Origin of the sequence: Prevotella marseillensis, from assembly GCF_900625065.1 — a bacterium.
GTDB lineage: Bacteria > Bacteroidota > Bacteroidia > Bacteroidales > Bacteroidaceae > Prevotella > Prevotella rara.
In genome coordinates this window covers 511,907-528,300 of the sequence record NZ_UYXY01000001.1, presented here as the reverse complement: position 1 = coordinate 528,300, position 16,394 = coordinate 511,907, and the positions used below count along the sequence as shown (strand labels likewise).

Annotated in this window: 10 protein-coding genes, 3 tRNA genes and 1 pseudogene; 7 read left to right on the top strand and 7 right to left on the bottom strand. The window is 45.6% G+C overall.

Features of this window, described 5'->3' with window-relative positions; translation table 11 throughout:
- Positions 1-280: 280 nt before the first annotated feature.
- Positions 281-351: transfer RNA gene (locus EJL04_RS16300), tRNA-Cys, on the bottom strand.
- 475 nt (positions 352-826) lie between these two features.
- Here EJL04_RS16300 and EJL04_RS02375 point away from each other — a divergent pair.
- Positions 827-900 (top strand) — tRNA-Arg (locus EJL04_RS02375).
- A gap of 93 nt (positions 901-993) precedes the next feature.
- Here the strand turns inward: EJL04_RS02375 and EJL04_RS02370 are convergent.
- Both EJL04_RS02370 and EJL04_RS02365 read right to left on the bottom strand, forming a co-directional pair.
- Positions 994-1,986, bottom strand: a pseudogene (locus tag EJL04_RS02370) (ISAon1 family transposase).
- Between the two features lie 217 nt (positions 1,987-2,203).
- Positions 2,204-2,276 (bottom strand) — tRNA-Lys (locus tag EJL04_RS02365).
- Positions 2,277-2,692: 416 nt separating this feature from the next.
- Here EJL04_RS02365 and EJL04_RS02360 point away from each other — a divergent pair.
- Positions 2,693-4,111: a glycoside hydrolase family 28 protein gene (locus EJL04_RS02360; RefSeq protein WP_125103955.1), complete on the top strand. Its 1,419-nt coding sequence runs from the start codon at positions 2,693-2,695 to the stop codon at positions 4,109-4,111.
- Between the two features lie 429 nt (positions 4,112-4,540).
- Here EJL04_RS02360 and EJL04_RS02355 read toward each other — a convergent pair whose 3' ends face one another.
- Positions 4,541-5,941, bottom strand: coding sequence for an exopolysaccharide biosynthesis polyprenyl glycosylphosphotransferase (locus tag EJL04_RS02355; protein WP_125103954.1), 1,401 nt, complete (start codon positions 5,939-5,941; stop codon positions 4,541-4,543).
- A 235-nt stretch (positions 5,942-6,176) separates the two neighbouring features.
- On the opposite strand from EJL04_RS02355, the gene EJL04_RS02350 reads away from it, so the two are divergent.
- The gene (locus EJL04_RS02350) at positions 6,177-7,520 is read left to right on the top strand and encodes an NAD(P)-dependent oxidoreductase (protein ID WP_125103953.1); all 1,344 of its coding nucleotides are present in this window, start codon (positions 6,177-6,179) and stop codon (positions 7,518-7,520) included.
- Positions 7,521-7,674: 154 nt separating this feature from the next.
- On the opposite strand, the gene EJL04_RS02345 is transcribed toward EJL04_RS02350, so the two are convergent.
- On the bottom strand, positions 7,675-8,121 hold the full coding sequence (locus EJL04_RS02345; protein ID WP_125103952.1) for a DUF4186 domain-containing protein: 447 nt from the start codon (positions 8,119-8,121) through the stop codon (positions 7,675-7,677).
- Positions 8,122-8,422: 301 nt separating this feature from the next.
- Here EJL04_RS02345 and EJL04_RS02340 point away from each other — a divergent pair, with 301 nt between their 5' ends.
- A complete protein-coding gene (locus EJL04_RS02340) occupies positions 8,423-9,298 on the top strand; it encodes a mechanosensitive ion channel family protein (RefSeq protein ID WP_021854783.1) in 876 nt (291 codons plus the stop codon).
- A 294-nt stretch (positions 9,299-9,592) separates the two neighbouring features.
- Here the strand turns inward: EJL04_RS02340 and EJL04_RS02335 are convergent, their stop codons facing one another.
- The gene (locus EJL04_RS02335) at positions 9,593-9,781 is read right to left on the bottom strand and encodes a hypothetical protein (RefSeq protein ID WP_125103951.1); all 189 of its coding nucleotides are present in this window, start codon (positions 9,779-9,781) and stop codon (positions 9,593-9,595) included.
- Positions 9,782-9,957: 176 nt separating this feature from the next.
- On the opposite strand from EJL04_RS02335, the gene EJL04_RS02330 reads away from it, so the two are divergent.
- The 3 genes from EJL04_RS02330 (at position 9,958) to ftsH (ending at position 15,188) form a co-directional block, all read left to right on the top strand.
- Positions 9,958-10,353, top strand: coding sequence for a MarR family winged helix-turn-helix transcriptional regulator (locus EJL04_RS02330; protein WP_125103950.1), 396 nt, complete (start codon positions 9,958-9,960; stop codon positions 10,351-10,353).
- Positions 10,354-10,368: 15 nt separating this feature from the next.
- Complete coding sequence (locus EJL04_RS02325; RefSeq protein ID WP_125103949.1) at positions 10,369-12,825, top strand: FAD-dependent oxidoreductase; 2,457 nt, start codon at positions 10,369-10,371, stop codon at positions 12,823-12,825.
- A 494-nt stretch (positions 12,826-13,319) separates the two neighbouring features.
- Positions 13,320-15,188, top strand: coding sequence for an ATP-dependent zinc metalloprotease FtsH (ftsH, locus tag EJL04_RS02320; RefSeq protein WP_125103948.1), 1,869 nt, complete (start codon positions 13,320-13,322; stop codon positions 15,186-15,188).
- A gap of 6 nt (positions 15,189-15,194) precedes the next feature.
- On the opposite strand, the gene EJL04_RS02315 is transcribed toward ftsH, so the two are convergent.
- On the bottom strand, positions 15,195-16,028 hold the full coding sequence (locus EJL04_RS02315) for an AraC family transcriptional regulator (protein WP_125103947.1): 834 nt from the start codon (positions 16,026-16,028) through the stop codon (positions 15,195-15,197).
- Between the last annotated feature and the right edge of the window lie 366 nt (positions 16,029-16,394).

The following is a 16,394-nucleotide window of genomic DNA, read 5'->3' as shown; positions in this document are numbered from 1 at the left end:
AAGCGTCAGGGTTTTTCTTTTATATACCCCACACCTTATTGTATACAGCAAAATTAAATTAGCACGATTCTCACAGACTCAAATATTTAACGAAAAACAATTACAACACGTAACAATCAACATTGACATCATGGGGCAGCAGAAATTTAATGGGGTATCCGTAGAGCTTTGCGATTCTAAAGAGAAAAAACTTTTTATGGGGCAGTAGAAATTTCGGCAGCACCAAACAAATCGTAAATATATAAAAAAAGCAACATTCACATGAATGTTGCCTTTTAAGAGGTACCTAGCAGAGTCGAACTGCTCTACACGGTTTTGCAGACCGTTACCTAACCGATCGGCCAAGGTACCATTTCTCGCTTTTTGCGCTGCAAAGGTAATACATTTTTCTTATACGTGCAAATTTTCAAGAATATTTCTTTAAAAAAAATATCATATACCATAATTTATCCAATCCCGCTCTTCCATAATACAGCAAGGCGAATCAATAGAAGCTATAAATTACAACAAAGAAGGAACACCATCTTAGTATGTATACCACATAACTAAAAAAGCAAAAAACACTTTCAACATAATTTTATATAAAAAACAAATATGAAGTAAATGGTACAATATTATTAATATATAACACCCCATAAATCCACACTCCACACATTTCATTGTCTGGCAAATTAAGCAAACAAGTCATCATATTTTATTGTTTTAAATCATCTTTTCTGCATTATAAAGGCAATATTCAATAAAATCAAAACAATCTGATAAAAAAATCCGAAAAAATTTTGCTGTATTAAAAAATATGCGTACCTTTGCATCGCATTTAAGAAATGGTCCCGTGGCTCAACTGAATAGAGCATCTGACTACGGATCAGAAGGTTACAGGTTTGAATCCTGTCGGGATCACAAAAGTCATCTCAATACTGAGATGACTTTTTTATTTGTATACAAACTTTAAAACCGGACCACAGAAATCAAAAAGCCCGAGGCAGTAGAAATTTAATGAGAGTATCCATAGAGCTTTGCTATTCTAAAGAGGAAAAACTTTTTATCTATCACTCCATGGAGATTAGCTCTGAAGAGTTTGATTTTAGCATTGAATGATTCAGCAGCTGCATTCGTGGAACGATTGTTATAAAAGTTCAATATTTCATCATAATGTTCATAAAAGGTTGCAGCAATCACATTAAATTGCTTCATGCCTGCACGTTCCACTTTATCATACCATTTTGCCATACTGAGCCTTGCGGCATCTTTGATTGTGTTTTTGGAAAATATCATTCTTAGTGAGTGCGACAGTCCGTAAGCAACTTTAATATCCGGGTATTCGTCAAATAGGATTCCGGCCCTTTCTTTTTGTCTTTCTGTCCATTTGTCTGCTGATTTAAACAGCAGATAACGACTTCTGATAAGCAGTTCGGAGCGTGTGTCTCCGTTGGGGAAACGAAATGGCACATAGGTTTTACCCGACAGTTTGCATTCTTCCATTTCCTCGTTGCTCCGTTGCAGTGCATCCCAACGATGTGCCACGCGAATTTCCTGTACAGCATCACCAGCCAGTTTCTGTATGTGAAAACGGTCTATTACCCGTTTGGCATTAGGAAAGGCTACAGAAACTATTTTGCGCATCGAGTCTGAAAGATCAAGAGTGACCTCCTCAACCTTCATACGTTCCGCTTTATCAATCTGTTTTAAAGTCTGTATTATAGCCTCAGATTTTGTTCCGGCAACGACCGCCACAAGGCTTCCTTCAAGGGCATGGCGGTCACGGTTGGTAACAAACGCATACAGTTCGTCATTAGACAGGGAGGATTCGTCTATTGCGAGGCGGGGACCTATGTTTTCAGGAAACAGCAGCCATTTGTCGGCATTATCCGGTTCATCCCACTCACAGTAACCACATAATGTTTCTTTGTACTATTTCTCAAAAGTATGTGCATTTATATGATAAAATGTTTCAAGCGTACGGCAAGTCACCTGGGATGCCTCCATACGTTTCTTTTAAAAAAGCCCAAACTCTTTTGAGTAACGTCCAATTGATTCGTTTACATATTGCAAAGGTCGGAATTTATATGGAATAGCAACAAAAATCCCCATTAAATTTCTACTGCCCCATTTCTACTGCTCCACTATTTATCGGATTAGCAGTTTTTAAATAAAAACACAATATGCACAAACAAAAAAAGAGACACTCGAAAGTGTCTCTTTGTACGCCTGCAGGGGCTCGAACCCTGGACCCTCTGATTAAGAGTCAGATGCTCTACCAACTGAGCTACAAGCGCGTCCTTAACAATTGATTGGTGTTTGTTTCTCAATTGCGAGTGCAAAGGTAGGCATTATTTTTATTACCACCAAATTTTTCAGCAACTTTTTTACTAAAAATTTTATTTTTGCCCAAAATCTCCCTATTTTGCCCATAATTTACCCGTAAAAACACATAGACAATATTTTTTGTAAAATTTAAAAACACATAAAATTATCATGTTAGAATATTTATTATTTGGAAATGTCTCCAACTTGCATTACATTTGCAAAAAATTTACCGCAAACTATAAAAATAATCAAACGACATCAACGTATATACATAATTATTTGAACAGCCCATACATGAACGGGAACAAAACACCCGGACATGAACATATTAAACAAATTGGAATATTAAATACTAAAGTAAAAATAAACTTATTAACTAATCAAAATGAAAAAAGTTTTATCTCTATGCGTAGCATTTATGCTTGCATTAAACTTTGCCCAGGCAAGTGACTACGACACTTATTACCAAAACCTTCCGGTTGAAATGCCTAAAGCAACTGCACCGGTCATACCGGCAAACACAGTTAATCTTAAAGACTTCGGAGGCGTAGGAGACGGCGTAACTCTTAATACAGAAGCTTTCAGAAAAGCAATAAGCGCACTGAACAAGCAGGGAGGAGGGCATCTTGTGGTGCCTGCCGGAATATGGCTGACGGGAATGATTTCGCTTAAGGACAACATTGATCTGCACATAGAGAAAAACGCCATAATAATGGCTTCACCCGAAAAGAGCCTGTTTATAAAAGAAGAAAACGGCAAGAAAGACGACAAATGCACTCCACTGATAAGCGCAAGCAAGCGTAAGAACATCAGCATAACTGGCGAAGGCGTAATCGACGGCAACGGCGCATTCTGGCGTCCTGTAAAGCGTTCTAAAGTAAGCGACGCTGAGTGGAAAGAGTTTCTCTATATGGGAGGCACAGAGACAGAAGGAGGCAAACTGTGGTTTCCGTTCAACCTCAAGCATTACGAAAACATAGCAGCCACACCCGAGGCACAGGAAAAGATGCGCACACACCTCATCAGAATAACCGACTGCGAGAATGTGCTCGTAAAAGACGTTACACTTCAGAACTCGCCCAAGTTCCACCTCATCCCTACACGCTGCAACAACGTGATAGTTGACAACGTTACAATAAGATGCCCGTGGAACGCCCAGAACGGCGATGCTCTCGACATCAGCAGCTGCAAGAATGTCCTGATTGTCAACAACACCATCGACGCCGGAGACGACGGAATATGCATGAAGGCGGGAGCCGGAGAGTCTGGTCTTAAATATGGACCATGTGAGAACATTCTCATCGAGAACAATGCGGTGTTCCATGCTCATGGCGGCTTTGTCATAGGCTCCGAGTTCACCGGAGGCATAAAGAACATTGTTGTACGCAACAACCGCTTCAGCGGCACTGACACAGGTCTGCGCTTCAAGAGCGGCATAGGACGCGGCGGAAAGGTTGAAGGGCTGTATATCAGCGACATCTTCATGACGGACATCAAAGATGAAGCAATTGTATTTGAGTGCACTTATATCGACAAGAAATACAGCGTAAAAGAAGACAAGGCTGAAACAGCCACCTACACCGACGCACCTTTTGCACCTGACTTTGGAGACATACATATATCAAACGTCGTATGCCGAAACACAAAAACAGCCATTTCGGCACACGGACTCCCGGGCTTGAAGTGCGTACATGACGTTACAATAGACAACTGTACATTCTTCTACACGAAAAAAGATAAGGACTTTGACAATAACGTTGACGTAAAAATCACGAACACAAAGTTCCTTACCTATAATAAATAATAAATAGAGGGTTAAATTTTGCAAGGGAGAAAGCGGTGTAAAAACTGTTTTCTCCTTTTTTATTAACGCAGATCTGCTAAAAATGTAAACACCAAGATAAAGCAGGAAACGACAACAGTACTATTATTCCAGAATTATATCTCCATACGCAAAAAACAATCACAGAAAGACAACCATAAAACATGATAATCAAGAATATGGACACAGCGTCATAGCAACAATCAGGTATAATTTATCCAAACGCATTATCCCTCATCTCCAAACAAGAAAAATCAGCGATAAGGACGCTACTGCTCCACAGACAAACGAATTTATCACATCTATCATAAAATCAAGATACATCTAATACTTCAACAACAAACGGGGATGCGCCCCAAAGCGACATCCCCGTTTATATATAGCCTAAATGCAATCTGCACTTTTATCCTTTTAATAAGCCTTTTCATCACCATGAATGGCATCAGAAACGGTTTTTAATATTATCTGAATATCGAGCCAGAAACTCCAATGTTCAATATACCAAATATCCTTTTCCACACGGCGCTTCATGTCATCCACTGTCTTTGTCTCTCCCCTCTCACCATGAGTCTGAGCCCATCCTGTTATACCGGGCTTTACGTAATGGCGTATCATATAGTCTGATATAAGTTGGGAATAATAGTCGGTGTGAGCAAGCATATGCGGACGCGGACCGACAATGCTCATGTTTCCTTTAAGTACATTTATAAACTGAGGCAGCTCATCAATGTTGGTATGACGCATCAGCAAGCCCCATTTAGTCACTCTCGGGTCATCCTTGACAGCCTGTACTTTATCAGAATCCTTGTTTACCTTCATGCTCCTGAACTTATAGCACACGAAGTCCTTTCCGTCATATTCGGTACGTTTCTGCTTAAAGAACAACGGTCCGGGCATTGTTATCTTTGACACTATCGCCACAATTATCAATATTATCGGGAACAATGTGCATATAAACAGCAGCGAAACCACAAAGTCGAATACACGTTTCTGTATCCTGTTGCGCATATCCTTCAGCGGTTCGTTATACTGCGACATGACATAAATGTCGCCAAACTCCATAACCTTTGCACTGCGGAACTCTCCGTAAGATATGGTAGGCACATAATATGTTCTGATCATATGCTTTTCACAAAGCCTCATCAGAGCCTTATATTCTTTCAGCTTATCCGGCATTACGCCGATATAGAGCTCGTCAACATGATTATTCTCTATAAAAGGCAGCAGTTCGCTCTCCTCTCCCAGATAAGCAAGTTCCTCACCTGTAGAGCTGTTTGTCATTGAGTCAGAATCTGTTTTGATAAAATATCCCAAAAGAATGTATCCGTTCCAGACGTTAGTCATCACGTCAGCAATTTTCTGTTCCATTTGTCCTGTACCAAGTATTATGGTATCAACTCTGTTCCGGCCAACACTTCGCTTATGCTTAATGTATGTTCTAAGTAAAAGTTGCTCAATACTTGTAACAAGAAAAACAAGTAGAGATATTTCGATACAATAAGCAAGCCCCGGTACGGAAAATCCCATGATACCCAACACTGCCGCATACAGCACTATGAATATAGCTGATGTACGTGAAGTATAGCTGAGCACTTTTGCCGGCTGAGCCTGTCTGTGATGCAGGCTTATGGTAACAATCTGCAATGCAACAACATATGAGACATTTGCCATTAACAAATCAGCCACAAATTCTCCGCTCGTATCTGCTCCTGAAAACAGCGTGAACAACAAGAATACTACATTAAATGTAAGCCAGTCGATAACTGACAAGAGAATACCTAATTTAAATGTTTTGTCAAATGCAGAGATCATAGTCTAATATTGTTTTTATATAAAATATACGTCTTTCGCCGATTTACACAACCACCATATAAGACGCAAATAAATAATATTTACCAAAAAATTGCACGCAAAGATACTAAATTTTATTTTGTAAAAACATTTTATGATGACTTTTTTCATTTTCGTCACACTATTTTTTTATTTAAGTCAAAGATTACACTATCTTTGCAAATAATTTTACAATACTCAAACTACTTTAAAGCAAATGGAAGAACAAAAAGAGTTATTTCACGAGGTAAACGAGAGCTATACCATGCTCGAAGCCATAAACGAGGCCAAGCGCTGTCTTCACTGCAAAGTTCCGCAGTGCAAGAAAGGATGCCCCATAAGCCACGACATTCCCGACTGGATTCACGAGCTTTCGAAAGGTAATCTCGGTAACGCCATGAAGATAATCAACGACAAGAGTAACCTGCCGGCTGTATGCGGACGCGTATGCCCGCACGAGAAGCAGTGCGAGGGACATTGCGTACTGAGCAAGAAAGGACAGGCGATACATATTGGCAAGCTGGAAAGATTCATAGCCGACTTCGACGGCGGCATGGGCCTGATACGCGAGAACCTGCAGCCAAAGACACGCGGACGCATAGCCGTAATCGGTTCAGGGCCTGCCGGACTTACCATTGCCGGCGACCTGGCACGCAAAGGTTTCAACGTTGAGATATTCGAGATGGAACCCGAACCAGGCGGCGTTCTCATGTTCGGCATCCCTGAATACCGACTGCCGAAGGAGATAGTAAGACGCGAAATCAAAAAGATTGAAGAACTTGGAGTGGTGTTCCACTGCAACACCACAGTTGGAACCGACATAAACATCGACCAGCTCTTTGAACGTGGCTTCGACGCCATATTCATGGGCACTGGTACAGTAAAGCCGAAGAAACCGAATATTCCCGGACGAAACCTCAAAGGCGTACGTCAGGCTGTATACTTCTTAAGGAAGGTGAGTCTATACAACGAAGGAAACATTGCACGCGAAGACGTGCCCATACAAGAAGGCGACCGTGTGTTTGTCATCGGCTGCGGCAACACAGCCATGGACGGTGCCCGCACGGCCATCCGCATGGGTGCAAAGGATGTCGAGATTGTTTATCACCGCACGGTGAACGAGATGAGCGCCCTTCGCTCTGAATACGAAGAAGCTGTCGAAGAAGGTGTCAAGTTTAACTGGCAGTCAAAGATTGTGGAGATTCTCGACAAGGACGGCATTCTCAACGGCGTAGTCATAGAGCACAACGGCGAGCGCCGCACAGAAAAGGCCGACAAGGTGCTCATGGCCATCGGCTCCGTGCCCGCCAGCCGCGTAGTGTCGACCACCAAGGGCATTGAGGTTGACGAAAGCGGATACGTCCTAACACGCGAGACTCCATGCGGAATGACGAGCCGCAAGGGTGTGTTTGCTGGAGGCGACGTTGTAAACCGCCCCTCTACCGTCGTACTTGCCATGCGCGACGCCAAAAACGTTGCCGACGGCATAGCTCAGTATGTAGACGCCATCAAGCTCCTCGAGGCAATAAACGCCAAGGACTGGGCCGGCGACAAGAACTAAGACAATAGTTAATGCCTTATAAGTTTTTTGAGGTTTAGGGATAACATCATGCAGACAACCTGTCTGCACTTAAACGTTTCGTAGCGGAACGTTATATCGAAAATGACGGCATAAAGCACACCGCAGAAAATCTTCCGGTGTAGTCTTTATGCCGTTATAATTGTCTGGATATCCAGGTCAGCAGCAAAGCCACTACATACTCCTGCTCAGCGGCCGTAAGTTCACGCCCCGCATCAATGCCGTGCCACTTTGACAGGCAGCCCCGGCAGCAGCATCCTGTTGCGTGTTGTGCCACGAACACGGGATGTCCTTTCATCGGTGTCTGCTTTCCGTCGTTTGGTATAACGGCCGGTGCAAGTCTTTTTTTTATTATGTCAGCTGCATGCATGTCAATGCGCCCAAGTCCCTTCTCCGTTACATAATACTTCATCTCATCATTCAGCCGGAAGCGCCGCCTGAAGTCCGACTTCGCCAACCGCCCGAACACTTCATCAAAATTGTATTTACTCAGGTCTATGGCCGGCATGATAGGCTCAAAATCGTCATCGCCAAACAGACTTCCTTCCACAGGCTTTCTTCCATTATTAATACGTTTTCTCATATCAAATGTTATTTCTGCCGACAGCCACCTGCATCACGTTCTGCCGGCAAGCACAAAGATACGACAAAAAATCAGAATATCCTCTAACCTGCAAGACATAAAGCTACGCGAAATGGCCGTGCTGCATAAAATGTGTAAATAAAGGTAGCACATTTTATGCATATTATTTCATCTTTTATATTTTTATTTCTTATCTTTGCATATACCAAGCTTCAACATGCAGTCGGGGGCACATATCCGGCAGCAATGTGCAAAGGCTGGACATGACACATCATTATAAATAAAACTAAATCATAACGCCATGAATATCAATGAAATGCTAAACATGGAAGTCTTCGGACTGTCAATCCGCTGGATTGTCGTGTTCTTAATCAAGGGTTTCTTAATTTACGTGTTCGTGCGCATACTCAATGCGTTCATCAAGTATCTGTTCAACCGTTCGCAGAGAAAGCGTGGCCGCATTGTCTTCGACGAGACAAAGATAAGCTTTATCCGCCAGATAATCACCACCGCCGTATACATCATAGGTGTGGCTGCATTTCTGTCGCTCATTCCGGGCATGGAGAAGGTCAGCAACTCAATCCTCGCCAGTGCCGGTATCATGGCCATGGCCGTCGGCCTTGCTTCTCAGGAGGCCTTGTCTAACATCGTAGGCGGACTGTTCATCATCTTTTCGCGTCCGTTTAAGGTGGGCGACTTTATCCAGGTTGACAACGTCATCGTTGGAACAGTCAAGGAGATTACGCTCCGCCATACGGTCATACAGAACGCCGAAAACCGCATGATTCTCATTCCGAACAACAAGATTAACTCAAGCACCATAGTCAATTCGTCTTATGGCGAAACCACCACGTGCTCTTTTATAGAAGTCGGCGTGTCTTACACCACTGACCTCGGCCATGCCATCGACGTGATGAGAGACGAGATTATGAAGCACCCGATGCTCATAGACCATCGCACCGACGAGGAGAAAGCCAACAATGTGCCGCAGGTTGTCATACGCGTTATCAATCTTGGCGACTCTGCCATAACGCTGCGTGCATGGGCGTGGGCGTCTACCACGGGCAACGCCTTTGCCATGAAGTGCGACCTGCTGAGGGCTATCAAGGAGCGTTTCGACGTCGAGAAGATAGAGATTCCGTATCCTTACTATAACCAGATTATCATGAAGGCATAATGGCCATGTCCTTGCGGTATGATGCGGGCAAGACGCACCGCACAGGCAGGCAATCAAACAAATAAAATTTTTCTTAAAAAACTCACAACTCGTCACATTCGTATGTAAGTCATTTATTTTCAGACACATGCAGTGTGACGAGTTGATTTTTCAACTCATCACACAACTCTTCTTCCTGCCCTTTTTCTTATATGTATCCTTTTGCATCCTGAAAGACGGCATATTACAATGCAAAAGGACACCTTTCACAATCCGTTTTGCGGTCTTTCATCCGTGGCGTCGTTTTCATAGCCATTATACCTCTTCATGCGGCCTCATGCATAACCTTCGTCCATGCTCATATCCGCATGCCTCAAGTATCTTTATGCCCAGCTTCTGCTGACTTGAACGCACAACACCATTGCCTGCCCTACTGCTCACTGGCAATATCACCGCATGGATTATGACATATACACGTCCGCCTATTACATATTTATTTTCCATTGAAAAATGTTAAAAGGCAGGCCATTTTGCAAATAAATGTTACAAAATAAATTATTTTCTATCGGAAATTATCTTTATAACAAACGAATATCTATATTTGCAATGTTTTCCAATGGAAATAATATAAGAATTAAAAAATCTTTCACCATAATATGTAACGGCAAAATAATATCGACATGAACAACAACTGCATCTGCAAGATAAGAAAGATATACCGCTGTATTAGCGAGTTTGAGCTACAGCTACAGAAGGCCTTCGGCCTCAACTTCAACGAGGCCATGCTGCTCTGCGTGCTGTCTGAAAAAGAGAAGATGCTTTCGGGCGAGATAGCCGACGAGCTTCAGCTCTCGCGCTCAAACGCATCCAAGGTGATTGCATCGCTCGAGAAGGAGGCTTACATAAGGCGCAACGTGTGCCCACACGACAGCCGCTGCATGAGTTTCCACCTCACCAAGAAGGGCCGCGAACTTATCGACCGCATACACTGCTCGCAGTTTTCGCTGCCCGAAGAGCTACGCCTGATAGCCGAAAGCATGACCGAAGAAGAAATAACAACAAACAATAATAATTAAAACAAGCACACTGACATGAGACACATCATCATTGGCGGAGTTGCCGGTGGAGCCACCGCAGCCGCACGCATTCGCAGGGCCGACGAAAAGGCCGAGATAATATTGGTTGAAAAGGGGCCGCACATTTCATATGCCAACTGCGGACTGCCCTACTACATCGGCGGCACCATTGCCGACAAGAACAAGCTGTTTGTGCAGACACCCGAGTCGTTCGGACGTCGCTTCAACGTCGACGTGCGCGTCAACACTGAGGCCATAAGCATCGACACTAAGGCCAAGACCGTAACGCTGCGCCGCCCCGACGGCTCTGTTATTGACGAGCATTACGACCGCCTGCTGCTCTCGCCCGGCTCGTCGCCCGTCAGACCTCCGTTCCCCGGCATCGACACCGAGGGCATATTCACCCTGCGTAACGTTGAAGACACATTCCGCATAAAAGACTATCTTACGCAACACAGCGTAAAGAGCGCCGTTGTTGTAGGCGGAGGATTCATCGGACTCGAGATGGCAGAGAATCTCAGTCATGCTGGCGCCCGCGTGTCTATCGTCGAGATGGCTCCGCAGGTAATGGCACCGGTCGACTTCAGCATAGCTTCTCATGTCCACCGCGAACTGCTCAGTCAGGGTGTTTCGCTTCATCTCAACACTGCCGTTGAGCGCTTCGAGAAGGACAACGGACGCATACGCGTGTTCTTCAAGTCGGGCAAGAGCATTGTAACCGACCTCGTGCTGCTCTCCATCGGCGTAAGTCCCAATACGTCGCTTGCCAAGAGTGCCGGCATAGAGCTTGGCGCGCGTGGCATCAAGGTAGACAAATATCTCGAGACATCGGCCAAGGGCGTATATGCCGTAGGCGACGCCATTGAATATCCGCATCCAGAATATGGCGAGCCATGGCTCAACTATCTTGCCGGACCGGCTAACCGTCAGGGACGCATCGTGGCAGACAACATGGTGTTTGGCAATACAACCGAATATGAAGGAGCCATCGGTACGTCTATTGCTAAAGTGTTTGATGTAGTTGTAGGTTCTACGGGCCTTCCTGCAAAGCGCCTGAAGCAACTCGGCATCAAATATCAGAGCAGCACTACGACAAGCATGTCTCATGCCGACTATTATCCCGGTGCGTTCTTCATCACCACCAAGCTCACCTTCAATCCTGAAGACGGCACGCTCTACGGCGCGCAGTGTGTAGGACACGAAGGCGTAGACAAGCGCATCGACCAGCTGGCCATAATCATCAAGCACAAGGGCACCATCTACGACCTTATCCGCCTTGAGCAGGCTTATGCTCCTCCATTCTCGTCGGCCAAAGATCCGATAGCCATTGCTGGCTACACCGCCGCCAACATCATATCCGGCAAGATGCCCGTTATCTACTGGCGCGACATCGACGGTCTCGACCGCAGCAAGGTTCAGATTATCGACACCCGTACACCTTCCGAATTCAGCCTCGGCACAATCAGCGGGGCCGTCAACATTCCCGTAGACGACATCCGCGAGCGCATGGGCGAGATAGACAAGAGCAAGCCCGTAGTAACGTTCTGCGCCGTAGGTCTCAGAGGCTACATCGCCGCACGCATACTTATGGCCAACGGCTACGACGTACGCAACCTTTCGGGCGGCTACAAGACTTATCAGCTGGCCACACAAGACCTTCAGTGTGCCGACGGCAACGATGACAGCGACGACTCTTCTTGTTCGTGCAGTTGCACTCCGGGCAGTCAATGCAGCGACAGCCGTGCAACGCTTACCGTTGATGCCTGCGGACTGCAGTGCCCCGGTCCGATACTTAAACTGAAACAGGCCACCGACGACATGCAGCCCGGCGAGACTATAGAGGTAAAGGCCACCGACCCCGGTTTCCCGTCAGACGCAAAGGCGTGGTGTAAGTCAACGGGCAACGCCTTCCTTTCAGTTTCGTGCACCGACGGCTGCCACACCGTCCTCATCAGGAAGCAGCAAGCTGACGACAAGCCTGCCGCCGCATGCGCTCCTGCCGGCAAGAACAAGACCCTTATATGCTTCAGCGATAACCTCGACCGCGCCATAGCCACATTCATCCTTGCCAACGGCGCAGCCGCCACAGGCAGCAAGGTGTCTATCTTCTTCACCTTCTGGGGCCTCAACGTCATAAAGAAGAAGCACGGCCCGGCCGTAAAGAAGACTCTCACCGAGAAGATGTTTGCCCACATGCTCCCCAAGAGCAGCGACAGTCTTGCCCTGTCAAAGATGAACATGATGGGCATGGGCAGCAAAATGATACGCGGAATAATGAAAAAGAAGAACATCGACTCGCTCGAGTCGCTCATCCGTCAGGCCATGGACAACGGCGTCGAGTTTATAGCATGCCAGATGACAATGGACATGATGGGCATAAAGAAGGAGGAACTGCTCGACGGCGTAACCGTGGGCGGCGTAGCCTCTTACATGCAGAAGGCAGAAGAAGCAGGCGTCAACCTCTTCATCTAGACATAACAACAGCATCCGGGGCCACGCCGGCCGTAGCCCTGAATGTACTGCAACATCATATTATCCGAAGCTAACAGCACAAGGCAACATGCCTCAGCCACGTCCGGCTCTGTCAGCTTCGGATTTTTTATGTCATCAAGACATGCCTTATAACCTGACAACGTCGGCCATATGTCCGCATTTGTCTTACTTTTAAAAGTACATTTATATTCTCAACACGCTCTTTGTTTTCTATTTTCATCTTGCCATTTACCACTTATCTAAACAACCCGACACAGTTTCGAGAAAACAGGCTGCAAAACATTCCACATAAAACTACAATCCTTATTGATTCCAATATCTGGTTTTGGTTTAACACTCAACAAATTCCAGACATACATCAACACACCTTCATACGCCTCATTTATGTGAAATATTGCACATTTTTTATTCTTTTCCGGTAACGGTTCATGCAGCGTATGTATTTATCTTTGCAACCGGAAAAAACAGTTTTTATGAAGAAGACAAACACTCAGAACCAGAAAAAGACAAATCCATACTACGGACTTCTGTGGGGCTTTCTGCTTGTGCTGTTTCTCAACGGCCTTATATTCCCTAAATTCGGACGTGGCCGCATAATCGAAACCGACTACGGCACTTTTGTCGGAAAGGTGGACAGCGGAAAGGTAAAGGACGTTATGATTAAGAGCAGCCACATCTACTTCACGGCGAAAGAAACCGACGGCAAGACAATAACTTATCAGACAGGTGAGATCAACGACCCAAAATTGGTAGACAGGCTGCTGTCGGCCAAGAGTCCTAACAAGTCGGGCAAGATTTCTTTCAATGAAATTATACCTCAGGAAAACTCACCTCTGCTCAACTTCCTGCTCATGTGGGTTCTCCCCGGCATCATATTCTATCTCATATGGCGACAGGCCGCCAGAAGCATCAGAAGCAGGATGGGCGACGGCGGCAATTTCATGTCGTTCGGCAACGGAGGAGCCAAGATATATGCCGATGCTGACATAAAGACAACTTTCGCTGATGTTGCCGGACAAGACGAGGCAAAAGACACTCTGAAGGAAATCGTCGATTTTCTTCATAATCCGCGTAAATATGTCGAAATCGGAGCATCGCTGCCCAAAGGAGCGCTGCTTGTAGGCCCTCCCGGAACAGGCAAGACACTCATAGCACGTGCTGTGGCCGGTGAGGCAAAAGTGCCTTTCTTCGCCATATCCGGATCTGAGTTTGTTCAGATGTTCGTGGGCATGGGTGCAGCAAAGGTGCGAGATCTGTTCAAGCAGGCCAACGAGAAGGCACCATGCATAATATTCATTGACGAGATTGACGCTATAGGAAAAAGACGCGACAGCGGTTTCTCGAGCAACGACGAGCGCGAACAGACCCTCAACCAGCTGCTTACGGAGATGGACGGATTCGACGGAAAGCGTGGTGTGGTAATCCTTGCTGCCACCAACAGGCCCGAAACTCTCGACAAGGCACTGCTGCGTCCGGGGCGCTTCGACCGGCGCATACAGATGGAATTGCCCGACCTTGAAGGCAGGAAGGCCATACTCAAGGTGCATCTGGCTAATGTAAGACACGAGGAAATTGATCTCGACATTGTTGCAAGAGCCACTGCCGGCTCGTCAGGTGCCGAACTGGCAAACATCGTCAACGAGGCTGCACTGCGTGCCGTGCGCATGGGCCGCAAACGTGTAACAACGTCTGATCTTGAAGAAAGCGTCGAAACAGTAATTGCCGGAGCACAGAAGAAGAACAAGGTGATATCTGCCGACGAAAAGAAAATCATAGCTTATCATGAAATAGGACATGCACTGGTGGCTGCAATGCAGACAAACTCGGCTCCGGTTCACAAAATAACGATAATACCGCGCACGTCGGGCGCCCTGGGCTACACTATGCAGGTAGATGAAGGCGAACAGGTGCTGCTGAGCAAAGAAAACATGTTCAACCGCATCGTGACGCTCACCGGAGGACGCGCTGCCGAGGAAACAGTCATGAATACCGTCACAACAGGTGCGTCTAACGACATTGAGCAAGCCACGAAACTGGCCCGTGCCATGGTTACCCGATACGGAATGAGCAACCAATATGACATGATGGCGCTCGAAACCGTCAGCAACGCATATCTTGGCGGCGACTCTTCGCTGACATGTTCGGCAGACACGGCAGCCGAAATAGACCGCGAGGTGCTGAAACTGATTAAGAAAGCCCATCAAAAGGCAAAAGAAATAATAACCGGCAACATGACAATAATGCACGAGGCTGCTGGCTTCCTGATAGAAAAAGAAACCATCACGGGCGACGAATTCATGCAAATTGTCAGAAAGCACACCAACGCCAAGAAACTGCAATAATCATAATTAGTCTTTCCTGTACGCCAAAGGAGTTGTCAGCGTGTGCTGCCTGAAAAACCTGACAAATGAAGACGGACTTGCAAAATGCAGTTTTTCTGATATCTGCTGTATTGTCATTTCCGTTGTACACAGATAGCGTTTGGCCTCGGCCAGTACAATCTCGTTTATCCATTTCTGTACGGAACACCCGCTGACGCTCCTTACGGCAACAGAAAGATACTTTGGACTTACACATAGCTTGTCGGCATAAAAAGCCACGCTACGTTCTGATTCGAAATGGCTGAAAAGCAGTTCAAAAAAGTTTCCTGCCAAAGCTTCTTGTCTCGACAGCGTTTTCTTTACGTCATGGCCGCTGCCTTCAAAGAGATCAGACAATATCAGTGCTGCCGAGCATACCAACGACATCATTATGTCTTCGCCCTTACCCACAGTATAGTCATGCCTCATCATAATGTCGCACAGCGCCCCGAGATCAGCGGCCCACTCTCCACCGTCGACACAGGGATTTGACGCCGCGTTCCTCAATGAGTCAAAATTAGGCGACAACGGCAATTTACAGACAATGTCAATAGGAACAAAAATCAGTCTTACGTCGATATCTGCTGAATATGACACGGCTGAGAACAAATGCTTTGGCAAAACGGCAAACACCTTGCCGGGCACAACATCAAACACTGTTCCGTTTATCCTCACCGACGCCTCACCTCGAAGGCAGACGCCGAAAATAAAGCCGTCGAACAGCAAGGCCTGCCTCTCACAGTCCTCAGCAAAGACCTCATTAAGCCCCAGAACAGAACATTCTCTATGGCTTAAGCTGTCGTTCTGAATTATTATCTCCATAAACAAAAAATTATAGTCAACTGTCTGCCTGTCTATACCCTGCAAAAATACAAAGAATAACGATAACCGCAGAAATTATTTACTTAACAAAAAATAATGGCTGTTTTATTGTCCGGCTATAAGAAACTAACTTACGTCACCCTTCATGCCGCATAATCCGCCTTATGGGCAGAGGCCTTTCTAAAAGCATTTTGTCATAAATATTCTAAACATTCACATTATTTTCACATTCATCCGCTATGACAACAAACAAAAACAGCTATCTTTACATCTTGAAAACAGCAGTCTGCTTTTTAGACAAACGTGCAAAGAGATAAACAAACTACAACACCACTTGCCTGAAGAAACAGACAGGACAAACAAAAA